We start from the raw sequence: 23494 nt of genomic DNA, 5'->3' as shown, positions 1-23494 counted from the left end.
GCTGATTTAAATATCATTTGATGGGTTTGTTAATCGTGCAGGGTGTAGATCGAGTTAGTGTAATGTTTCGGACAAACCAAGAACCGTAGCTTGGGCACGGCCTTGGCTTTTTCGTATGTTTATACTTATTGGCAGAAGATGCTTACCTCTACAGATGGCTGTATAAACTCATATATTGTTTAGCGCTTTTGCTCCATGAGTAGTCTTTTTGCATACCATTGATTTGTAGCTGTTTCCAGGTTTTAGGGTAACTGTATAAGATCAGCGAGCGTTTAATTGCTTCCATCAATGCACCGGGGCTTGCTTCATTGAAAACAAGGCCTGTTGCGGTATTGTTGTTCAGCGATTCAGGAACGGTATCGACGACGGTATCGGCCAAGCCGCCGGTTTTTCTGACTATGGGAATGGTGCCGTAGCGTTGGCTGTATATCTGGTTTAAGCCGCAGGGCTCAAAGCGCGAAGGCATCAGGAAAATATCTGCGCCCGCTTCAATCAGATGGGCCAGCGTTTCGTTATAACCAATGACGATCGATATTTTGTCGGGATAATCCTCGGCAAAATTAAGCAAGCGCTGTTCGAAATCTTTGTTACCGTTGCCTAGCAGTACAAATTGCAGCGGGTGGGTCAGCATCTCGGGAAGACATTCCAGTATTAGGTCGATACCTTTTTGTTCTACTAAACGACTGATAAGCGCGAAAACAGGAATATTTTTATCAACGGGCAGGGATAACCTTTCCTGTAGCTCTGCTTTATTGAGCGATTTTTTATCCAGCGTTAAGTGATTAAAGGGTTGACTGATATTGGTGTCGGTTTCAGGATTCCAGTGATCGATATCTATGCCATTAATAATGCCGCTCAGAAAGTCGTTTCGGTAGCTTAACAAACCTTCCAGGCCATAGCCAAACTCGGCGGTTTGGATTTCCTTGGCGTAAGTCGGACTAACGGTAGTGATGCGGTCTGAATAAACCAGCCCGCCCTTGAGGAATGACAGCATGTCATGAAACTCAATACCGTACGGATTCCAAAGTTGGCCGGGCAGATTTAAAGAGAGATAAGTCGTTCTCGAGAACATTCCCTGATAGGCCATGTTATGTATGGTAAAAACGGTAGCAGGCCGGTTGTATTCCAAAGATAGCAGAGCGGGCACCAGTCCGCTTTGCCAGTCATTGCAGTGCACGATGTCGGGTCTCCAATCCAAATAGCTCCGGTTCATCGCAACTTCTACCGTGACACGGCAAAATAGGGCAAAACGTTCCGCGCTGTTCGCCCAAGGCTTGCCCTGTTCATCAACATACGGATTGCCCGGAAAGTTAAAGAATTCCGGGCAATCTACCAGCCACACGGTGACATCGGTACCCGGTAACCGGGTTTCCAGAATATTTACGGCATAATTGTTTACATGGACTGTGCTTAGGTAGCGAACTTCTTCGGTCGTTTTGATGGACTGATAATTTGGCATGATAATGCGCACATCTTCACCCAATTCCAATAACGCTTTGGGCAGACTGCCTGAAACATCAGCCAACCCCCCTGTTTTAATCAGGGGATGGGCTTCACTGGTGACAAAAAGTATTTTTTTCATTTACCTTGGTTGTTAGTTTTTATTAATGGTAATTGCTTAGCAGATGTTAGGCTTGTCATGGAATATCGGATGATATTTTCAAGGCTAAAGGCTAAAGGCTAAAGGCTAAAAATTGGAATGCTTTTTAAATTTAGATGCAAACTTTTTCGCCCTTCGCCCTTCGCCCTTCGCCCAAAACCTATAATTTCAAAATCACTGCCCCTAGAGGCGGCAAGGTCAGGCTGATAGAGTGGGGTTGATTCATCCATGCTGTAGGTTCTGACAATGCCATGCCGTTACCGACATTACTGCCGTCGTAATAACCGGAATCGGAATTGAATATTTCCGTATAAGTGCCTGCCATAGGCACACCGATCCGGTATTGCTCACGGGTCACCGGGGTAAAGTTGAGCACGACAATCAAGTCTTCATGCTCGGTTTTGCGCCGATAGCTGATGATGGATTGTTGTACATCATGGCAATCGATCCAATCGAAACCTTGATAATCAAAGTCGTGCTGATATAAGGCAGGATGTTTTTTATAGAGTTGATTCAGGTCTTTTATCAGCGATTGAACGCCCTTGTGATGCGGATAGTCCAGAACATACCAATCCAGTGCTTTGTTGAAATTCCATTCGGTGCCTTGCCCGAATTCGCAGCCCATAAACAGCAGTTTTTTGCCTGGATAAGTATACATCAAGGCATAAAGCAGCCGAAGATTAGCAAAGCGCTGCCATTCATCCCCCGGCATTTTGCTGACCAGCGAGCCTTTGCCATGCACCACTTCATCGTGAGAAAAAGGCAGGCAGAAGTTTTCGGTAAACGCATAGAGCATACCGAAAGTAAGTTGGTCATGGTGATACTTGCGATGTATCGGTTCCTGGCTCATGTAAGCTAGCGTGTCATGCATCCAACCCATATTCCATTTCATCGAAAAACCCAGTCCACCGGTCCAGGTCGGCCGGGTTACCTGCGGCCAGGATGTGGATTCTTCAGCCATCATCACTGTGCCGGGATGCTGTTGATGAGTGACGGTATTTAGATCTCTTAAAAAATCGATCGCTTCCAGATTCTCGTTGCTGCCATACATATTGGGAATCCAGTCATTATCGTTGCGGGAATAATCCAGATACAACATGGAGGCGACGGCATCGACCCGCAGGCCATCAAGATGGAATTCCTCCAGCCAAAAAATTGCGCTGGACAGCAAAAAGTTTTTAACCTCATTGCGGCCATAATTATAAATTAATGTGCCCCAATCGCGGTGTTCGCCCTTGCGGGGGTCTTCGTGTTCATAAAGCGCGCTGCCGTCAAAACGGGCCAGCGCAAAGCTGTCTTTGGGAAAATGGGCGGGAACCCAATCCAAAATCACGCCGATGCCGTTTTGATGGCAGATGTCGATAAAATAGCGAAAATCGTCCGGTGTGCCGTGACGGCTGGTCGGGGCAAAATAGCCGGTTGTTTGATAACCCCAGGAGGCATCTAGAGGGTGCTCGGTCACCGGCAATAATTCAATATGGGTAAAGCCCATTTCCTTGACGTATTCAACCAGCTCGACAGCCAGCTCACGGTAATTGAGGAAGTTGCCTAGATGATCACGCCGCCAGGAGCCTAAGTGAACCTCGTAGATAGACATAGGCTCATGCAGCCAATTATGGCCGACACGTTCATCCATCCATTGCCGGTCCTGCCAAATATAGCTGTTTTCATGAACCACGATTGACGAGGTATTGGGACGGAACTCAAACTGCTGACCATAAGGGTCGGTTTTTAACAGAATTTCATGGGTGTTGCGATTTAGTATCTCAAATTTATAGTAACAACCGGCCTGCAAGTTCGGCACGAATAGTTCCCAGATACCGCTACCGCCTAAGCTGCGCATTGGATTACAACGCCCATCCCAGCGATTAAAATCGCCTACCACGCTGACCCGTCCGGCATTGGGCGCCCAGACTGTAAACAAAACACCGTCAATTCCATCAACGGTATGCAAATGCCCGCCCAGTTTTTGGTAAATATGCCAGTGCTTGCCTTCACCGAATAGATGCTGGTCGAACTCCGGTAACTGGGCGCCGAAATCATAAGGGTCATAGTTCTCGTGACTGTAGCCGCTCTTATCGATCCATGACAATTGATAATGTTCTGGCAATTGTTCATGTTCGGCGTTATATTCAAAAAAGTCTGTATCAGGTAGCCGGTTTAAAACAGCGCCGTTATGGCTAAAGCGCACTGTTTCTGCATAAGGCAGATACACTTTAACCTGAATATGGTTGTTCTTGAGATGGCGACCTAAAACTGAAAAAGGATCATGATGTCTGGCTTCCATGATTTTTAGAGCATCTGAATCAAGTGCGTTTGTCACCAAGGATGGTGTGTATCCCGCAAGCCCTTCTGGAACAGGCTCGGTATTAGATTGCTTTTTCACTATGAATAGCCTCAGCGTAATGGAATAATAGTTGCGCGAATGTTACCAAACACATCAAGAGTTGTCAGTCTATTCCACATGGAGATGAAAAATGTCAGTGTCAAGCAATCAGAAGTATGATCATAATATCAGTCATTTAACTCGCAACACTATTGCACTCATATTAGCTGGCGGTCGCGGTTCAAGGTTAATGAATATGACTGATTGGCGCGCCAAGCCGGCAGTGCCTTTTGGGGGCAAATTCCGGATTATCGATTTCCCCCTGTCGAACTGCATGAATTCCGGTATACGTAAGATTGGTATTTTAACTCAATACAAAGCAGATTCATTGATCAGGCATATTCAGCAAGGCTGGGGATTTTTGCGTGGTGAATTTAGTGAATATGTGGATTTGATGCCCGCTCAGCAACGGCACGATGAGAATTCCTGGTATTTAGGAACTGCCGATGCGGTTTTTCAAAATATCGATATTCTGCGCAGCCGCAATCCTGAATATATTTTAGTGTTGGCCGGCGATCATATTTATAAAATGGATTATGGCGCTATGCTTGCCGATCATGTTGAAAAAAATGCCGACTTAACGATAGGCTGTATAGAAGTATCGCTACAAGATGCAACGGCTTTTGGCGTGATGGATGTCGATGAAAACCGGCGAGTCCGGGCTTTTGTGGAAAAACCGGAGCATCCTCCTCTTATGCCGGGCCGAACCAACACTGCGTTGGCGTCCATGGGGATTTATGTTTTCAATGCCCGCTTCCTGTTTGAACAATTACTCAAAGATGCGGACACCAAAGGCTCAACCCGTGATTTCGGTAGAGACATTATTCCTGCCGTTATCGATAAATATATTGCCAATGCCTATCCCTTTTTGGATTTGCAAAGCGGGGAACAAAGTTACTGGCGCGATGTAGGCACTATAGACGCATACTGGTCGGCCAATATGGAATTGATTGGGGTAAATCCGAATTTGAATTTATACGATAAAACCTGGCCTATATGGACTTATCAAGAACAAACACCGCCCGCTAAATTTGTTTTTGATAACGATGACCGGCGAGGACAGGCTGTGGACTCTATGGTTTCAGGAGGCTGTGTGATTTCCGGAGCAAAAGTCAGGCATTCTTTGTTATTCTCGAATGTCCGCGTTAATTCATACACAACGTTGGAGGACACTATTGTTTTGCCCGAAGTTAATATCGGTCGTCATTGCCGCATTACTAAAGCCATTATAGAGAAAGGCTGCGAAATTCCGGAAGGCACTATCATTGGTGAAAATAAAGCGGAAGATGCAAAAAAATTTCATGTGAGTCCGGGTGGAGTCGTTTTGGTTACTACGGATATGCTGGGGCAAAAAAGGCACTACGTCAGATAAAAGTTACGAGGTTTTGGAATGAACTGTTACCGTTAAAAATGGAAAAATAAAATCGTATGTTAGACAAAAACAAGTTGAAATTAGTCTTGTGCTGGCACATGCATCAGCCGGAATATAGAGATTTACAAACAGGGGAATTTAAGTTGCCTTGGACGTATCTGCATGTTATCAAAGACTATATCGATATGGCGGCGCATCTGGAAACCGTGCCTAAGGCCAAAGCGGTGGTGAATTTTGCTCCTATACTGCTGGAACAAATTGAGGAGTATGCCCGGCAAGTCAACGGCTATTTGCATGATCGCATCCTGATCAGCGATCCTTTACTGGCGGCGCTGGTTGATCCCAGCATTCCGTCAGATCCCGAACAGCGTATGAAGCTGGTTAAAGACTGTATGCGGGCGAACAGGGAGAGACAGATAAACCGTTATCCGGCTTTTAAAAGATTAATTGAAATGGCCGATTGGCTTGAACATCATTATGACTCTTTAAATTATGTCAATTCACAATTTATCAGCGATATTCTGGCTTGGTATCATTTGATTTGGATGGGAGAAACAATAAAGTTAACGGATAGTCGAATAAAGCGTTTGATAGAGAAAGGTTCCGGTTTTACCCTGCACGACAGGATTGAAATTGTGGAAGTCATTGCCGAGCAGCTGAGCAGCGTTATTTGTAGATATAAGGCATTAGCCAGAAAGGGACAGGTTGAGCTTTCTGTGACGCCTTATGCCCATCCAATCCTGCCGCTTTTGTTGGATTTGAGTTCTACCCACGAGGCGATGCCGAATGCCCCTTTGCCGGAATTGGATACCTATCCGGGTGGAGCAGAACGGGTAAACTGGCATCTTGAGAAAGGCGTACAAACTTTTAAACGGTTATTCGGCTTTAAGCCTAAAGGATGCTGGCCTTCAGAGGGCGGTATCAGTGACCAGACATTGAAAATGTTGGGCGATTTCGGCTTTGACTGGACCGCGAGCGGCGGCTCAGTACTGCATAATAGTTTAAGTCTTGCTGAAAATGCCAAACAATTAGGAATTCATCATCCTTTTAAGCTTGAAAAAACCGACATAGCCTGTTTTTTTCGGGATGATGGGTTATCTGATCTTATCGGTTTTGAGTACTCCAAATGGCATGCCGACGATGCAGTTGGCGACTTGATTCACCATCTGGAAAATATTGTTGACCATAATTCAGGCGATAAGGTGGTTTCAATTATCATGGATGGAGAGAATGCCTGGGAATATTTTCCAGCAAACGGTTATTATTTTCTCAATGCCTTATATCAACGGCTGGCAGATCATCCGAATATTGAGCTAACCACTTTCTCGGAATGTCTGCAAAATGTTCAAGTTAAACCGCTGGCCAGAATGGTTGCGGGCAGTTGGGTTTACGGTACTTTTTCGACTTGGATAGGCGATGCGGACAAGAACCGAGGTTGGGATATGCTGGGTGACGCTAAATGGACATTTGACAAGGTAATCTCAACCGGCAAATTAACGGATAAGCAAGTCCAGCAAGCTGAGCTTCAATTAGCAGTTTGTGAGGGGTCAGACTGGTTTTGGTGGTTTGGGGATTATAATCCTGGGGAAGCAGTCAGTAACTTTGAAAAACAATTCCGGCTTAACTTGGCTAATCTTTATAGGCTACTGGAAGAAGAGCCTCCCGCTTATTTGGCGATGTCGTTTACGCAGGGTTCCGGTGCTCCTGCTATGGGAGGCGCCATGCGGCCAGGCGTAGAACTTGCGTAACGCTAATACTAAAAAATAACACACGGATGATACAGATTAGGCTGATAAGCACCAACAATCCGTTTAAATCCGTTCGATCTGTATAAATAGCCGCAATAAAAGAGAGATCACTGAGCGTGAATGACATCTTAAATAAACGCCGTGCCGGTATTCTGCTTCATATTACATCGTTACCGGGTGCGGGTCCTCAGGGCGATTTAGGGCAGGAAGCTTTTAACTTTGTAAAATTTCTGCATGATACCGGAGTAAGTGTATGGCAGGTTTTGCCTTTAGGCATGACTCATGCGGATAACTCCCCTTATCAGTGCCTGTCTGCTCACGCCGGTAATCCCGTATTAATTAATATGGATTGGTTGGTGAAGCAAGGTTGGTTGCAGCATTCCGATAAGCGTGAGGTGTACGCAGGAAACGGCGCTACAGCATGTCACATGACAAAAGCTTACTCTGGATTCTTGGAACGTGCAGAGCAAAAGGATAAGGATGATTTTGAGCGCTTTTGTCAGGCAAAGGCGTTCTGGCTTGATGATTTTGCTTTGTTTCTGGCGCTTAGACTTGAATTTAATCAGCAATGCTGGAATCAGTGGCCTGAGCATTTTAAGGAAAGGGATGAAAAAGCAATAAAAGAAGCGCGTCGCCGCCTAAAAACGCAAATTGAATGCATTAAATTCGAGCAATATGTGTTCTTCCGGCAATGGCTGGAATTAAAAGCTTATGCGAACCGGCACGGCGTGTTTTTGTTTGGCGACATTCCTATTTTTGTGTCTTACGACAGTGCTGATGTTTGGGCGCATCGAGATATTTTTAAACTCGATCAATCAGGAGAAATGTCTGTCGTGACGGGGGTGCCCCCCGATTATTTTTCTGAAACAGGTCAGCGCTGGGGGAATCCGCACTATAACTGGGATCATTTAATAAAAACCGGGTTTCATTGGTGGGTCGACAGGATGAAGACCCAGCTTGAGCTGTTCGACATTATCCGGATCGATCATTTCCGGGGGCTTGAGGCGGCTTGGGAAATACCTGCAAACGAAGAAACTGCACAGAATGGGGCGTGGGTTAAGGCGCCTGGCAAAGCGTTATTGAATGCAATAAAGGTCGAGCATGGTTCGATTCCGTTAGTTGCTGAGGACTTGGGGATTATTACTCCCGAAGTCGAAGAGTTAAGGGATGAGTTTGATTTGCCGGGCATGAAGATTTTGCAGTTTGCATTTGGCGACGGTCCCGATAATCCTTATTTGCCCGACAATTATGAAAAAAACTGCGTTGTTTATACCGGTACTCATGATAATGACACGACCTTAGGTTGGTTACAGGGTATTGGCAATAATGAGAAAAGCCACATTTACGATTACCTCGGCAGTCCGGCAATGCCATTGCATTGTGCGCTGATTCATGCTGCATTGGCTTCGGTTGCTAATCTTGCGGTAATTCCGATGCAGGATATTTTGGAGCTGGGTTCCGAGCATCGTATGAATATCCCAGGTACTATGGAAGGTAATTGGAGGTGGCGTTTTCAATGGGATCAGCTGTCACATGAGCGGGCGGGCAGGTTCGCGTATCTGGTTGGATTATTTAACCGTAAATAATGGGGCAACCGGTCTCGTTGTCGCCCCTGATTAAATATTAACCGGGATTAATCGTCGTCTTCACGAACAGCCTGCTTAGTAAGCGGTAGCAACGGAAAGTTGTAACTGCTCAGAATGGTTCGAATCTTATCTGCGTTCTTTGCTATCAACTTATCCAGGGCTTCTTTTCTTTCTTTGTCGCCTTTGCGCACGCCCATCGCCATAGCAAAATCAAATTTCATGTCGGGCGCTGATTTCATCGGAATCATTGAGTAACTGTTTTTCGAACTTTGTGAGGCGACATAACTCGCCATAGGTCCCCACAGAATAACCATATCGATTTTCTTCGCTTTAAGGTCCTTCTCTATTTGCATCGCTACATTATTTTCACTGTCGCCTGACATTGATTGATAGGGAATGCCCACGTCGAGTAGATCATTTTTCTGCATCCAGATTGTTCCTGGTCCACGGTCAAACATCGCGATTTTTAATGATTTTTGTCTTTGCAAAGGCAAATCGGCTAGTTGGTCTGCATCGGTAATATCATCCCAACCACGTCCTTTTGCGATTAAAAGTACATAAGTTGATTTGTAGTAGGGCGTGGTTGTTAAGGTGAGGTCGTAATCTGCCGGGACGCCCATAACGACGTCGCATTTATATTCGTTAGTTTCGACATCGCTTTCTTTTAACGGTGCATTTAAAGTGTTGCGGATAAAGCCGAGACGTTGCGGAAGCCATGTGTATTCAATCGTTTGTCCAAGTTCTTTGGCAAAAAGTTCGGCGATTTTATTTTCAAAACCGTCTTTGTTTTTCGTGGAGTAAGGCGGATTCAGCGGGTCGGCGCAAACTTTGAATTTTTCTTCAGCTGAGGCAGTAAAGCTGCATGCAGCTAGAAGCAAGATGGCGAAGCATGTTGTATGTTGAGGTAAGGTCCTCATTAATATCTCCTAAGCGTATCAAACAATAAGGCATGATAGTTTACTGTATAAACAGGCAAAAAAAAGCCCCGGTTGATAAATCAACCGGGGCTTTCAATACAATCTAAAAAATCAGATCGATTTAGTTACTGGGTAATGTGAATACAGTTAATGTACCGCCCAGTTTAGTGAAGGAGCTTAAGCTTCTGTATGCACCCACAGCGCCCAAACCTTCAGAGTTTGAGTTTGCTTCACCAGTGTCAAGGCCGGCAGCGATACCGATACCTGCCCAGCCGCCGATACCGGAAAGAACGCCAACATATTGCTTGCCGCCGAATTCCCAAGTATTAACGTTACCGATGATGCCGGAAGGTGTTTTGAACTTATACAGTTCTTTACCTGTTTTAGCGTCAACCGCTTTCAGGTAGCCTTCCAGAGTGCCGTAGAATACTACGCCGCCCGCAGTTGCAACAGAACCTGACCAAACAGAGAATGGTTCTTTGTTAGACCAAACGATTTTGCCTGTTTTGGCGTCGTAAGCTGTGAACTGACCCAGGTTGGTTGTATTGTCAGGTTTACCAGTCATAACGTCTGCACCGGCAGGCATCATGGTTAAAGTAGCACCAACATAAGGTTGACCTGCTGTGTAAGATACTTCGAATGGTTCGTAGTCCATGCACAGGTGGTTACCTGAAATGTAGAACAAGCCGGTTTGTGGAGAGTAAGAAACAGGTTGTTGGTTTTTACTTCCTAACGCAGCAGGGCAAGCGCCTTGTGTGTTAACGTCTTCGCCGTTTTGCTCAGTAGAGTATTTAGATACAACTTGTGGACGACCGGTGTTCATGTCGACATGAGTTGCCCAGTTAACTGATTTGTCGAATTTTTCAGCAACAAGCAGTTCACCGGTTTCACGATCTAAAGTGTAGCCAAAACCGTTACGGTCGAAATGCACGATAGTTTTGTGCATTTTGCCTTTAACTTCTTGGTCAACCAGGACTGTTTCGTTGATACCGTCATAATCCCACTCATCGTGCGGAGTCATTTGGTAAACCCATTTAACAGCACCGGTGTCAGCATCACGAGCCCATAATGACATGGACCATTTGTTGTCGCCTGGACGTTGTACTGGGTTCCATGTAGATGGGTTGCCTGATCCGTAATAGACCAAGTTTAATTTTGGATCATAGCTGTACCAGCCCCAAGTAGTACCACCGCCGATTTTCCATTGGTCGCCTTGCCAAGTGCTTATGCTTGAGTTTTCGCCAACAGGAGCAACTTTGCCGTCTTTCCAGGTAGTAGTTTTCTTGGAGTCGATCAGGGTGTCTTTATCTGGACCCATGCTGTAGCCTTTCCAGACTAACTCACCAGTGTTGATATTGTAAGCCGCTAAGAAACCGCGAACACCAAATTCACCGCCGGAGATACCGGTTAAAACGGTATCTTTAACAACTAACGGTGCAGATGTATTGGTCATGCCCAATTTAGGGTCGCCGTTTTGTACGCTCCATACGCGTTTGCCGGTTTTAGCGTCCAACGCGGTCAAAACGGTATCGGATTGTTGTAAGAATATTTTGCCGTTACCATAAGCCAAACCACGGTTTACAGTATCGCAACACATAACCGGAATAGTTACATCAGCATCTTGTGTTGGTGTAAATTCCCAGATTACAGATTGAGTTTTTTGGTCAATTGCGTAAACAGTGTTAGGAAAAGGCGTGTGAATGTAAAGAATATCATTAACAACCAAGGGGCCGCCTTCGTGTCCACGCAAGACACCGGTAGAAAAAGACCAGGCTGGTTGCAAGTTCTTCACGTTAGTAGCGTTGATTTCACTTAATTTGCTGTAACGAGTACCTGCGTAATCACCACCCCAACTTGCCCAGTTGGCAGGGTTTTGGGTGAGTTTTTCAAGATCGCTGTTAGCAGTTGAAACTGCAGGTGCAGCTAATAAAGCAGCCACACTTGAAGCAAGCAGCCAACTTTTCAAAGGCTTCTTCATATTATATTTCTCCTGGTATTCTGTTAATTTGACAGAATAGTGATTATGTTTTTTAGGACTAATATTAGTTTTAGGGTGGTTTTCATGTTCCATGGAGACAGGAAATTTTCACTCTAGGGGCCTAAATTTAATGATTTTGCCCCAAAAGTCAACTTTTAAAGGTGGCTAACATACAATGATGCACGTAACGTTTTGATAAAACAGAGGGTGTTTAAGAGAGTTTTAAGTTTTTCAAGATAAGTAATTACAGATCAAAATGTCTGAAATGTTATTAGTCTGAATGGTAAAAATATATTTACTGACGAAATTGAATATTTAAGTTCAGTTTTTTAATGTTACAAAACGGGCAACAACTTAAAGTGGTTCAATTTGATAACCGTTGCCTCCCCAGCATAATACCTCGCCTGCATTCTTACTCCATGCGGCCAATACAAAGCGTTGGGCGGCTTGGCCGTCTATTTCAAAATTATGGACGGCAGGACGGTGCGTATGTCCATGAATCAAGCGCAGACAGTGCCGTTCGCGCATAATGCTAATTACCGTATCCTGATTTACATCCATAATGTCTTTGTTTTTTTTCCGCTTATGGAAATAGCTCCGGATGCGGTACCAGCGTGCGGCTAACAATCGCAAAAATAAAGGCTTGGACAGAACGGAGTGTTGCCATTCCGGGCTATGCGATTTAACACGAAATGCTTGATAGGGCAGGTCGTCAGTACATAATAAATCGCCGTGGGTTAATAATGTCGGTGTGCCGTGTAAATCGATCACAGCGTACTCATCGAGTAGTGTAACGCCGGTATCTTCGGAAAATTGCTTGCCCAGCAGGAAATCGCGGTTGCCCTGCTGTAAATAAACCGGTGTGCCTGAATCGATCAGTTGTTTAAGCTGAGTTCGGATTTTATTGTTGGGCGGGGTAAAGTCGTCGTCGCCTATCCAGGCATCGAAAAGATCGCCGAGTATATAAACGGCTGCGGCTTTGGGTGCCCTGTCGCTCAGAAAAGCAAGAAACCGGCGGGTGATTTCAGGCTTTTCCAGCGAAATATGCAGGTCTGAGATAAACAGGATTTCTTGATTCAAAGGCGAGTGAGAGGCAAAGGGCAAAGGGCAAAGGGCTAAAGACGAGTGTTGTGTCGACACCTTTCGCCTTTAGCCTTGCGCCTTTCGTCTATTTTAAAACTTCAGCTTTTTCGATAACGATGTCGGTTTTAGGCACATCCTGATGGCCGCCACGGTTGCCGGTAGGTTGTTTAGCCATCGCATCGACAACATCCATGCCTTCAATAACTTCGCCGAATACCGCATAGCCCCAGCCGCTTGGCGTTGGGCTGGTGTGGTTCAAAAATGAATTATCTTTATAGTTGATAAAAAACTGGGCGGTTGCCGAATCTGGAACATTGGTGCGAGCCATGGCTAAGGTGCCGCGCTTGTTTGCTAAGCCGTTATTTGCTTCGTTTTTGATAGGGGCATGAACCTCTTTTTGGTTAAAGTGAGTATCGAAACCGCCGCCTTGAGCCATAAAATCGGGAATTACGCGATGGAAAATGGTGCCGTTGTAAAAGCCTTCATTAACATAAGTCAGAAAGTTTGCTGATGAAATAGGCGCTTTTTCAGGATTCAGCTGAATAATAATCTCGCCCAGAGACGTTGTTAATTTAACTTTTGATGATGTATCAGACATAAGGTTTTCCGTTGCAAATGAGAGTGTTGTGATTAAAAACAGCATCATGGAGAAAATGAAAGTGCGCATAGATTTCCTAATAGATTGATGCAAAGAACAAATTTTAAGTGTTTTTGTCTTGAAAGAGAAGCATGTGCTTGGTAGATTGTATCGTTTTGATTAATTGGCCTCGACCGATCGGCAATGGAAAATGTTGCCTACCTAAACTATTTAATGACATGTTGAAAATATATAACACCCTGACCCGAAAAAAAGAACCGTTCCTGCCGCGCGTAGCAGGTAAAGTCGGTATGTATGTCTGCGGCATGACGGTTTACGATTATTGCCATATCGGTCATGCGCGGGTTATGGTGGTGTTTGATACGGTTGCGCGTTATTTTCGTTATCAGGGTTATCAGTTGACCTACGTGCGCAACATTACCGATATTGACGACAAAATCATTCAGCGCGCTATCGAAAACGGCGAAGATTTCGGCAAGTTGACTGAGCGGTTTATTGATGCGATGCACGAGGATGAGCGGGCTCTGGCCGTTTTGCCCCCCGATCTTGAACCGAGGGCAACCCAATCTATCGCCGACATTATTGCAATGATTAAAACCTTGGTGGACAAGGGTCTGGCTTATGTCGGCACCAATGGCGACGTATTCTACGCGGTGACCCAGTTTAAGGATTACGGCCGGTTGTCGGGCAAGAATCTGGACGATTTACAAGTCGGCGAACGGGTCGATGTCGATCTGGCCAAGCGCAATCCGATGGATTTCGTATTATGGAAAATGGCTAAAGCCAATGAACCGGCATGGGATTCGCCGTGGGGCTTGGGCCGTCCCGGCTGGCATATCGAGTGTTCGGCGATGTCTACTTGCTGCCTTGGCAATCATTTCGACATACACGGCGGAGGCATGGATTTACAGTTTCCGCATCATGAAAATGAGATCGCCCAATCGGAAGGGGCGACTGGTGAGAAGTTCGTTAACGTCTGGATGCACAACGGTTTTGTTCGCGTAGATGACGAAAAAATGTCGAAGTCATTGGGCAATTTCTTTACCGTGCGTGAAGTATTAAAAAAGTATAGTCCGGAAGTGATCCGCTTCTTTATTCTTTCCAGTCATTATCGCAGCCCGTTGAATTATTCCGATGAGCAACTCAACGACGCAAAAGCGGCTTTAACAAGGCTATACACGGCTCTTCGGGGAGTGGAAACTTTTGCAGATGCAATAGTCGAAGAAGCTTACAAAACTCGTTTTGATCAAGCAATGGATGATGATTTTAATACGCCGGTTGCCTTGTCGGTTTTATTCGATTTAGTCAGAGAGCTTAATACGGCAAAAAAAGAAAATAACATTGAAAGATCGGCAGAGTTGGCGGTAAGTCTAAAACTTTTAGGCGGTTTGCTGGGAATATTGCAGGATGATGCCGATGCTTTTCTTAAAGGTGGCGTTGAAGTTGAAGTTGGGGAAGAAGAAATCGAACAACAAATTCAGGAGCGCATTGCTGCAAAAAAAGCTAAAGATTGGGCTATGGCCGATAAAATCCGTAACGACCTAAAAGAGCAGGGCGTAATACTGGAGGATTCACCCGATGGTACTACCAGCTGGCGGCGGGAATAATTGCCGGTGCGGCATTTCCATGCGGTACAATAGCTCAGAATGTTAAGGAAAACGAAGTATTAAAATTCAAGTAAATAAGTAAGGTTCTAATGGCCGATCATAACAAGCCGCCATCGAACGATTTGGCAAAAAAATCGTTAAATTTAATCAGTAGTTTTCTCTCAAAAAAAATCCGCACCGTTTATTACAGCGCTAGAGAATCCATTGGTGAACATAAGCGCGACATAGTCGTTTCTCATGTTGAGCAGGCTTGCGTAGGCTTGCAGGAGACCAGAAGCGAGTTTGAGGATGCGCTGGAGCGTTTTAAGACTTTAGTCTGCGTCAATGAAACAGCACTGGATCATAAATATAATCTGCTCAACAGGCAGTATCAGTTTTGCTGTGCTAAATCCGATGCGGTAAGCGACAGAATCAGGTCGATTGAACAGGTCAGCGAGGCGCTGTTTGTAGAATGGGAAAACGAACTCAGCGAATACACTAATCGTAATCTGCGAGCCCACAGCAAGCAGCAGCTCAAAATAGCCAGACAAAATTATGTTCGGCTTATAAGATCTATGCAAAGAGCCGAAGATAAGATCCAGCCGGTATTGGCGGCATTTAAAGATCAGGTGTTATATCTTAAACACAACCTTAATGCTCAGGCTATCGCGGCATTAAGGCATGAATTTATTGAAATAGGTATTGATATTTCCCAGCTTATTCATGCGATGGAGCAAACGATAGCTGAGGCAAGTCAATTTGTTGCGGTTTTAACCGAACAAAAAGCCTTGCCCAGCCGATGATATTGTTAGAGCTTGTACAAAACGTCGTTGGCTTTGTCTTGAGGGGATTCTTTATTGCCTTTGCGGTTATCCTGATCGATTCTTTCCTTGCCGAATTTAGCGATCATGTCATCCCAGCTTGTATATTTGTCATAGCCTGCAAAGCCGGCATTTTTTCGTTGTTGATAAAGTTCTTTGCCCAGTACGATAATTTCTTCAGGTTTTTTACCATCGACAGTGTCAAGAAACTCTTTGTCGTTTTTAATGGAATCCCGAAGCGTCCAGAAAGAGACTTCAAACTCAATGCGGGCATCGGGAGGTAAGCGTTCTTTTAACGCTTTTACTGATCTATAGGCGGTACGGGTATTATGACCGTTGATTTGTTGCCCTTTACTGCACGCAACTAATGATACACAGCAGAGAATGAGCAGAAGAATGGGTAATTTCTTCATAAAGATAACCTCGAGTTTAAGTACGGACGCATGTCATGCTATTTACACAGTTTGCGATAGTTATTATATAACGCTAGATCGCCAAACGAAGTAAAATGATCGGCTATTATAACCCTGAGCTGGCTTTTTATGCTGGAATTTATCCAATTATTAAAACAACGTTATCAAGCGGTTCTAGCTCAACTGGGCAATGAGACCGTCAAAGCAAACTATCAACAGCGAATCGATCAGCTGATTTTGGCCGAAGCTTTTATACGTAAGGGCCAGTTGATTGACGCGTCGCCGGAACCGTTGCTACACGTAGCTGTAGTGGGTCCGACTCAGGCCGGAAAAAGTTCGCTCGCTAACGTGCTGTTAAAAAGCAGTGTTGCCGGAATCAGCCCTTTAGCAGGTTATACCATTCATCCTCAAGGTTTTTGCAATGGCGTCAGCATTGCCGATTGCAACGGGCTGCAACGTTATTTCGGACGCTTTCAACAGTTGCAACAAACACAGCTAAGCAAAGACAGGTACGATTGCTATTCGCTGACCGAAAACACCACCAATTCGGAACTTTTGCCACGAGGCGTGTTATGGGACACGCCGGATTTCGATTCGATAGACTCAGCTACGTATCGGGAAGGCGTGATCAGGGCGGTTGCGTTGGCGGATATGGTTATTCTGGTAGTCAGCAAGGAAAAATATGCCGATCAATCGGTCTGGGACATCATGGTGGCCCTTGAAGAGCTGCACCAGCCGACGATTATTTGCCTGAATAAACTGGTTGAAGGTTCCGAATCGGTCATTATTAATTCATTAAAAGAAAAATGGCGGCAAGCCAGAACCGATGAATTCCCGGAAGTCGTTTCGCTATATTACCAGAAGCCGGGAGGGTTGCCTGTATGGCCTGAGTCCAAGCAACAGTTGCTTAACCAATTGGCAAAAAAAGTGCGTTTAGAAAAACATGCGCGCTTTGAACAGGAGTTATTGAAAAGACACTGGCAAACCTGGCTGGAACCGGTTTTTGCCGAGCATCAGGCCTTAAACGATTGGCACGAATTAATCGATGTTATGATCAAGCAGGCGATGGACAGCTATCAGCGCGATTACCTGAATCATCCGCACCACTATGAAACTTTTCAGCTTGCTATCGCGGAATTGCTGAACTTACTGGAAGTTCCCGGATTAGCCCGCATTCTGGCCGGTACGCGTAAGGTCTTGACCTGGCCGGTCAGGCAAGTCATGAAACTGGGGCGTAAAGGCTTACATATTCCGGACAGCAGCTACGAAATAGCCTTGTTAAATCAAATAGCCGAACATGCGCTGATCCAATTGGCAGACAGATTGCTGGATAAAGCCGATCAAAACCAACAGGGCCAGTGGTGGCGGCAGATAAATACTATGTTGCGCAATCAGCGGCAGGACGTGTTACAGGATTTTTCCCAAGCGGCAAAAAAATATCATCTGTCTTTTCAGCAAGATGTGGAAAGCGCCGCGCATCGTTTACATTACAAGCTGCAAGAACAGCCGATGGTGTTAAACAGCTTGCGAGCAACCAGGGCGACTGCCGATGCTACCGTTATTGCAATCACCTTTTATATGGGCGGCATAGGTCTGCATGACTTGGTCATTGCCCCGGCGATGCTGACAGTGACTTCGTTATTGGCTGAAAGTGCAGTAGGCGGCTATATGCAGAAAGTGGAAGCCGAGTTAAAACAAAAACAATTCAATGCCGTAAAACAGGCATTATTTATCGAGAATTTGCGCAAAAAATTAGTGCAGTTGCCTGAGCAATTGTCGATGGCGACTCATTTTAATATATCCCCTGACCAGCTGCATGCGGCAGAGCTTCAACTCACGGAAAAACGCAATGGCTTACGATTACTCTAGTTTGGTAGAAAAGACAAAACACTGGGCAAAGCAGGCTGCTGCAGCCGGCTGGATTAATGCAGACGCCGCTCAGCAGTTAAGCGATGTCGATACCAGGGCGCCCGATACCTTGTTTAACCACGATGGTTCCAGACCGCTGATCGTGGCCTTCATGGGCGGCACCGGAGTGGGCAAGAGTTCCTTGCTCAACCGCTTGGCAGGCAAGGCCATCGCCAGAGCCGGAGTCGAGCGCCCCACTTCGCGGGAAGTCACGCTATATCATCACCATAGCGTCTCGATAAAACATCTGCCCGAACAACTGCCGCTGGCGCAAATCAAAATCGCCGAGCATGATAACGAGTCCAGAAAAAGCGTCATATGGATCGACATGCCCGATTTCGACAGTACCGAGCAAAGCAACAAGCATCAGGTGTTGGAATGGCTGCCGCATATCGATGTGCTGATTTATGTGGTCAGCCCCGAACGCTACCGGGATGAAAAAGCTTGGCGTTTGCTGCTTTCAGAAGGCGGCAGGCATGCTTGGCTGTTTGTCTTGAATCAGTGGGACAGAGGCCAGACCGAGCAGTATGAAGATTTTAAAAAGCAACTGCATAAAGCCGGTTTTGCCGATCCGGTCATATTCAAAACCGTGTGCGGCGAAAGTTTGCAAAGCGATGAATTTGCCGCATTGGAGTCAACTATCAGTTCGCTGGCAACAGAGCATATCGTTGCACAATTGGAACAAAGAAGTTCCCAGCTTAAAAGAGACGAGTTAAAGCAAAACCTGCAAAATGCTAGACAATCGCTGGGTTCTGCATCGACTTTTCAACGATTGCCGACACTGTGGCAAGACCAATGGCAGAGAACAAGCTATGTACTGCAACAGGGGTTTGCCTGGCCTATACAGCAGTTGGCAAGGCACTATGCCGATCACGCGGCCGATTTAATGGGTAATCCGGCGACTGCTAAATATTCAGCAACCGGCGTTAAATTAAATTTATGGGATGATTGGGCCGAAGCCCGTTTTAGCGATGCGCTGGATGAATTCGTCATCAATGCCGACCAACTTGGCGTTCCGGTCAACCCGCTTAAAACAGAGCTATCCGCGCTACGTGATAAAGCCCCCAAAATCGTCCAGGCACAAAGCGAACTGGCCGCCAGACAAGCATTAGCGAATCCCGGCAATGCATTACATCGCGGTTTTTTGAAGTTTATGCGCTTATGCGAAATAATCCTGCCGCTTGCAGCCATTTGCTGGGTTGGCTATCAGGTTTTTATCGGTTATTACACCAGCAATATGACCGAAGTAGAATATTTGGGCGTGGATTTTGCGATACATAGCAGCCTGTTAATCGCCATCACATGGCTGACGCCTTTTTTTATATTGAAGAAATTAAAGCCTTCGTTGGAAAAAAGCGCTTTAAGAGGATTAAACAAGGGATTAAACAGTGCAATTAACATGATTGATGCGGAAGTGCAGATGACGATAGAAAATATCGGCAAACAGCACGCAGAGCAGATCAAGCAGCTAGATGGAATTATTGAGCTTTGCGGTGCTGCTGAACGACAACCGTCAATCGACAGTAACAGTCCATTGGCTCGGATGCTGATTGATTAAAGCAGGCGCTGTTATCCCCTCTCCTGTTGGAGAAGGTTAGGAATCAATGCTGTTGACTTAAGCGTGCGGGCCCCTTCTCCCTTGAGGGAGAAGGTTGGGATGAGGGGGATAAAATAAGCTTTTTTCCTTATTTTGCTTTCCCCTCACCCAACCCTCTCCCTCTGGAGAGGGCTTTGTACAGCTTAAGTCAACAGCATTGAAGGTTAGGGAGAGGAGCATTTAAAAATGGATTTGATGTGTAAACACCAAATTAAGGCTTTACCGTTCGTTCCCCTTCGACAGGGGCTCAGGGCGAGCGGTAAAGCCGTCTGTAATCACCCTAAAAGCCCCATGAATACTAGCCTAAAAAAATAATTGTACAATTTTTAGCCAATTCATATAATATGTACATTAAGGGGGCGACATGGCTTCGACGTGGGTAGCGAAACCTTAAGTGCATGCCGAGGACAGTACACCTCGTAAAATCTACTGAAACTAAAGTATTCGCAAATGACGAAAACTACTCAATGGCTATAGCTGCTTAAAAACAGCACCATTCCTCTGACCATCTGTGCTTATGCGGGTGGAGTTTTTAGTACCTTTTAGGTATGAGAGGCGCTCAGAGGTCATCTACATAAGATCGCGCTGAAATCTGTCCGGTGTGGATGCGCTAAAACTCTACGGAATCGCTGGTGATTTTCTTGGCCCGACGGGTAGTCACTGGTTAAATCAAAAGTGCGGGATAAGCATGTAGACCTTGTGGCGGAGTACTTGCGGACGCGGGTTCAATTCCCGCCGCCTCCACCAAGTTACAAAATCAAATAGAAACCCGCAAGCCGAAAGGCTTAGCGGGTTTTTTATTGTCTAAAGAAACGCAGCAAAATCTATGAATATTTTTGTATCTCCTGCACTTCTTACAGGGATGAGGAGAATACAGAGAAATGACTGCTATCCATGCAGGCATAATGCACCGTGTTTCGGTTTTCGTGAATCATTGACATATTACGTATTTTCCGTAATATGCGTATTTTGTGCAGTTGAGGTGCGTCATGCAAGAAGTTCCAGCAACGAAATTTGTCAAAAATTTCGGCCAATACAAAGAGCAGGTTCAACGGGAAGCCATAGCGATTACAAGTCATGGACGAACCAGCGGCTATTTCGTTTCCGAACATGATTTTAAAGAATATTTATCACTCAAAGCCCAATCACGGCACGCATACCATCTTAGCGAACTGCCGGAGCAAACTGTTAATGCAATTGCTACAGCACAAATGGACTCAGCACACGATCATCTGAATGACTTGATGGATGATTAACCCAAAATGGCGCTACCGGAACCGGAATTTGGGCTTGTTATTTCCTATTCATATTTATGGCGGAATGAATACAAAGCAGGAAAAAACGAAGGTTTAAAAAACAGACCCTGTGCCATTATTTTGGTAGTCAAAAATGACAACGATAGCCGAACAGTTACCGTTGCGCCTATCACGCACATCCCTCCTGTTGATCCGGCTGTCGCCATTGAAATTCCGCCTAAGGTAAAAAAGCATCTTGGGCTGGATGGTGAACGGTTGTGGATCATTCTTGATGATTTTAATGAATTTTTATGACCAGGATATGATTTACGGCCAATATCAGGAAAAGCTGGAACTTACGACTATGGATTTTTACCGCCCACCTTGTTCAAGCAAATCGTCAGCAAAATTATTGAACTTCGTCAGACAAGCTTAAGTAAAACATCTCGTGACTAAGGGTAAGCGGCAATGAGGGGAGGGTATTTGGCAGCAATCAAGCCCGATGCAACTCTTCCCGTATCACCTCTCTCAACGCCTCTTTTACGCTATCAACCTCCAATGCCCGGCGCAATGTGTCATTAATGAGCGTCTGGTATCCGCGCCCACCTGCTTTGGCCTTGTATGCCTGAACCACTGCTTCATCCAACATAATAGTAATACGCTGTTTGCCTAAATTCAGCTCTGGCAATACCTCGGCCAATGGCCGCAGTTCGGAGAATTCCGCAGAAGTTAATTCCGGGCTGTCTTCATCCGGCACATCAGCCAAGGGCGCGGCATCCACCGCCGCCCAGTCTATATTAGAGGGCTTGGTTTTCAAATTTCGTTTACTCACGTCGATTCGCCTTTCTAAAAGAAATAATGTGGATACAGTTATCGGAGGGCGTACAAAATACCACTACGATTAATCGCCCGTCTATTGTGTTATAGCCGATAAAACGCCGCTCAGAGTATGTTTTGCGGGTGTCTTCTCGTACCAGCATTCCTCTGTTAAACATCAACCTTGCCGTCAACAGCGGTAGCCCGCGTTCACGGATATTAGTTTCGTTTTTAATCGGGTTGCAGGTGAAGTCCATAGTTACACTTTACATATGAAAATATGCATTTTCAACCGATAGACTGCTTTAGATCATTAGAGCCGTAGGGCTTGGCGTTTTTTTTATTGTCCACCATTTTTGTGATTTGTAGGGATATGCTCTCAATCGGTTTTGATATATTAAAGCTGTAAGGTTGATTCGCCGCTAGGCAATCCACCACACGACGACAGGTTATAATCGACGTTGCGCGAGTGGGGCGGTTTGCTGGCGCGAAACCACCCTACGGAACTAAAGCGGCTGAATTTGTTTGTAAGAATCTCGGCCGCTCGCATAAAAAACAGTTATGCAATCAAGGCAAAAATAATAAATCAATAAGGTATTAATATGACAACCCAAGCAATGGAAATTAAATCGGAGGAAAACGCGTGGGAGTTTATTTCTCAAGCATTAGAGGGAGTTTATGATAATGAGGTTATTGAACTAAAGTTTGAAAATTGGCCTATATTAGCCATTAATATCAAGGGTCAGCGTTATGATTCGACTTTGCCTTCTTCATTAATGCGATCTTTGGTCGATTTTCAAGGTCACTTAAATCGGGTTTATGCTGAGGTTATTTACGGAAAGACAGCCAAATCGTTAACTACGGAAGAAAGGGCGGCGCTTGAGATAGAAAAGGGCAGTTCTGATATATTCGCTGATTTAAGCGGCTTCTTTACTGAGTTAGGTAAAAATGCAATGGATAAGATGACTGGCAGGCAAGTTGTGGCAATTGTATTGGGCAGCGCTGTGCTTTATACGGCAAGTTCAAAATTTGATTCTTATCTCGAATTTAAGAAGGAATCTGAAGCCGAGAATAATCGCCATGCAATCACGATGCAATTGATGCAACAGCAACCCAAGCTGCTGGAAATTCAAAATGAAACGGCGGCGAATCTCACCAATATTCTTAAAGCAGTGCCGGATGCTGATAAAGTGAAACTAAACAATACGACACTGAGCAAAGCCCATATCGAAGCCATTACCAAGCAAGACCGTCAGCCTACCGAGCTGAAACGCATTGACGATGAATATTTAATTTCGTCTTTGAAAATTAAGTCCGACAGTTACAGGATTGAAATTATTCGCATGTCCGACGGTAAATCAATTCCAACTGAGCTTTTGAAAGGCCATTTGGGCATTAATGAGATGGATTCCATTATGAAAGCATTTACAACGGAAAAGCCGATATTGTTGAACGTAGTTGGAAGGGTAAAAGGTGAGGTGATTACAACCGCCAACATAGTTGGCGTTAAGAATGTCGCGAATGGTTCGACGCTTGGCGCGGTGATTCCAACTTTCAAGCTAGGGGTGGACTATCCGAGTTTAGCTAATAATACGCAGGCTCTTCCTGATGATAGTAAGTAGTTATTGAAGCAGTGCTGTAGGTTCGGCTGAGGTACGAAGCCCAACACTTTGCGGCTCCGATCTGAGGCGCATATTATGAGCCGAGTTCTAAAACCCTGGATTCCGCAAGCTCCATCCAGGCTACTGGCTCAGATCAATTAAAACAATTAACTGGATGGGCTCTAAGGAAATATAACAATTTTGTCTTTCTATAAGACATTTGATGTTGTGTATATTAGATTAGCTGCA

19 protein-coding genes and 1 other RNA gene are annotated in these 23494 nt (G+C 45.2%); 11 read left to right on the top strand and 9 right to left on the bottom strand.

The features are described from left to right. Positions 1–148: 148 nt before the first annotated feature. Together glgA and glgB are read right to left on the bottom strand one after the other, a co-directional pair. The gene (gene glgA / locus EPO18_RS15290; RefSeq protein ID WP_292434682.1) at positions 149–1582 is read right to left on the bottom strand and encodes a glycogen synthase GlgA; all 1434 of its coding nucleotides are present in this window, start codon (positions 1580–1582) and stop codon (positions 149–151) included. 178 nt (positions 1583–1760) lie between these two features. Next, positions 1761–3887 carry a 1,4-alpha-glucan branching protein GlgB gene (glgB, locus tag EPO18_RS15285; protein WP_292434690.1) on the bottom strand — a complete coding sequence of 709 codons (2127 nt, stop codon included), beginning with the start codon at positions 3885–3887 and terminating at the stop codon, positions 1761–1763. 190 nt (positions 3888–4077) lie between these two features. On the opposite strand from glgB, the gene glgC reads away from it, so the two are divergent. From glgC to malQ, 3 genes are all read left to right on the top strand, one after another. Next, positions 4078–5358, top strand: a complete 1281-nt coding sequence (gene glgC, locus EPO18_RS15280) for a glucose-1-phosphate adenylyltransferase (protein ID WP_292434680.1) — start codon at positions 4078–4080, stop codon at positions 5356–5358. Positions 5359–5414: 56 nt separating this feature from the next. Then, positions 5415–7106, top strand: coding sequence for a glycoside hydrolase family 57 protein (locus tag EPO18_RS15275; RefSeq protein ID WP_292434678.1), 1692 nt, complete (start codon positions 5415–5417; stop codon positions 7104–7106). Positions 7107–7222: 116 nt separating this feature from the next. Beyond that, positions 7223–8692 carry a 4-alpha-glucanotransferase gene (gene malQ / locus EPO18_RS15270; RefSeq protein WP_292434676.1) on the top strand — a complete coding sequence of 490 codons (1470 nt, stop codon included), beginning with the start codon at positions 7223–7225 and terminating at the stop codon, positions 8690–8692. A gap of 47 nt (positions 8693–8739) precedes the next feature. Here malQ and EPO18_RS15265 read toward each other — a convergent pair whose 3' ends face one another. The 4 genes from EPO18_RS15265 to EPO18_RS15250 all read right to left on the bottom strand — a co-directional run bounded on the left by EPO18_RS15265 (position 8740) and on the right by EPO18_RS15250 (position 13268). Beyond that, on the bottom strand, positions 8740–9609 hold the full coding sequence (locus tag EPO18_RS15265; protein ID WP_292434675.1) for a quinoprotein dehydrogenase-associated putative ABC transporter substrate-binding protein: 870 nt from the start codon (positions 9607–9609) through the stop codon (positions 8740–8742). Positions 9610–9730: 121 nt separating this feature from the next. Next, entirely contained in the window at positions 9731–11587 is a 1857-nt protein-coding gene (locus EPO18_RS15260) for a methanol/ethanol family PQQ-dependent dehydrogenase (protein ID WP_292434688.1), read from the bottom strand. A 354-nt stretch (positions 11588–11941) separates the two neighbouring features. Then, positions 11942–12667: a UDP-2,3-diacylglucosamine diphosphatase gene (locus EPO18_RS15255; RefSeq protein ID WP_292434686.1), complete on the bottom strand. Its 726-nt coding sequence runs from the start codon at positions 12665–12667 to the stop codon at positions 11942–11944. A gap of 88 nt (positions 12668–12755) precedes the next feature. Continuing rightward, complete coding sequence (locus tag EPO18_RS15250; protein WP_292434674.1) at positions 12756–13268, bottom strand: peptidylprolyl isomerase; 513 nt, start codon at positions 13266–13268, stop codon at positions 12756–12758. Positions 13269–13486: 218 nt separating this feature from the next. On the opposite strand from EPO18_RS15250, the gene cysS reads away from it, so the two are divergent. Then, positions 13487–14875, top strand: coding sequence for a cysteine--tRNA ligase (cysS, locus tag EPO18_RS15245; RefSeq protein ID WP_292434672.1), 1389 nt, complete (start codon positions 13487–13489; stop codon positions 14873–14875). Positions 14876–14964: 89 nt separating this feature from the next. Further along, the gene (locus EPO18_RS15240; protein WP_292434671.1) at positions 14965–15657 is read left to right on the top strand and encodes a DUF2959 domain-containing protein; all 693 of its coding nucleotides are present in this window, start codon (positions 14965–14967) and stop codon (positions 15655–15657) included. 5 nt (positions 15658–15662) lie between these two features. Here the strand turns inward: EPO18_RS15240 and EPO18_RS15235 are convergent, their stop codons facing one another. Next, positions 15663–16088 (bottom strand): hypothetical protein, encoded by a 426-nt coding sequence (locus EPO18_RS15235; protein ID WP_292434669.1) that lies wholly within the window; start codon positions 16086–16088, stop codon positions 15663–15665. A 129-nt stretch (positions 16089–16217) separates the two neighbouring features. Between EPO18_RS15235 and EPO18_RS15230 the strand changes: the two genes are divergently transcribed. From EPO18_RS15230 to EPO18_RS15210, 5 genes are all read left to right on the top strand, one after another. After that, complete coding sequence (locus tag EPO18_RS15230) at positions 16218–17957, top strand: GTPase domain-containing protein (RefSeq protein WP_292434667.1); 1740 nt, start codon at positions 16218–16220, stop codon at positions 17955–17957. Then, positions 17938–19554 (top strand): GTPase, encoded by a 1617-nt coding sequence (locus EPO18_RS15225; RefSeq protein WP_292434665.1) that lies wholly within the window; start codon positions 17938–17940, stop codon positions 19552–19554. Before EPO18_RS15230 ends, EPO18_RS15225 begins: the two co-directional genes overlap by 20 nt. 394 nt (positions 19555–19948) lie before the next feature. Continuing rightward, positions 19949–20340: a transfer-messenger RNA gene (gene ssrA / locus EPO18_RS15220) on the top strand. A gap of 242 nt (positions 20341–20582) precedes the next feature. Then, a complete protein-coding gene (locus tag EPO18_RS15215; protein ID WP_292434664.1) occupies positions 20583–20849 on the top strand; it encodes a type II toxin-antitoxin system Phd/YefM family antitoxin in 267 nt (88 codons plus the stop codon). Between the two features lie 6 nt (positions 20850–20855). Next, on the top strand, positions 20856–21143 hold the full coding sequence (locus EPO18_RS15210; protein WP_292434662.1) for a hypothetical protein: 288 nt from the start codon (positions 20856–20858) through the stop codon (positions 21141–21143). Between the two features lie 178 nt (positions 21144–21321). Here EPO18_RS15210 and EPO18_RS15205 read toward each other — a convergent pair whose 3' ends face one another. Both EPO18_RS15205 and EPO18_RS20735 read right to left on the bottom strand, forming a co-directional pair. Beyond that, positions 21322–21660 carry a BrnA antitoxin family protein gene (locus EPO18_RS15205; RefSeq protein ID WP_292434660.1) on the bottom strand — a complete coding sequence of 113 codons (339 nt, stop codon included), beginning with the start codon at positions 21658–21660 and terminating at the stop codon, positions 21322–21324. Beyond that, positions 21653–21823: a BrnT family toxin gene (locus tag EPO18_RS20735; protein ID WP_363331516.1), complete on the bottom strand. Its 171-nt coding sequence runs from the start codon at positions 21821–21823 to the stop codon at positions 21653–21655. Before EPO18_RS20735 ends, EPO18_RS15205 begins: the two co-directional genes overlap by 8 nt. 423 nt (positions 21824–22246) lie before the next feature. On the opposite strand from EPO18_RS20735, the gene EPO18_RS15200 reads away from it, so the two are divergent. Then, a complete protein-coding gene (locus EPO18_RS15200) occupies positions 22247–23266 on the top strand; it encodes a hypothetical protein (protein ID WP_292434658.1) in 1020 nt (339 codons plus the stop codon). Positions 23267–23494 lie beyond the last annotated feature (228 nt).

It is taken from the genome of Methylobacter sp. (assembly GCF_004322395.1).
Classification (GTDB): domain Bacteria; phylum Pseudomonadota; class Gammaproteobacteria; order Methylococcales; family Methylomonadaceae; genus Methylobacter_A.
This window is presented reverse-complemented; position numbering and strand designations above follow the sequence as displayed.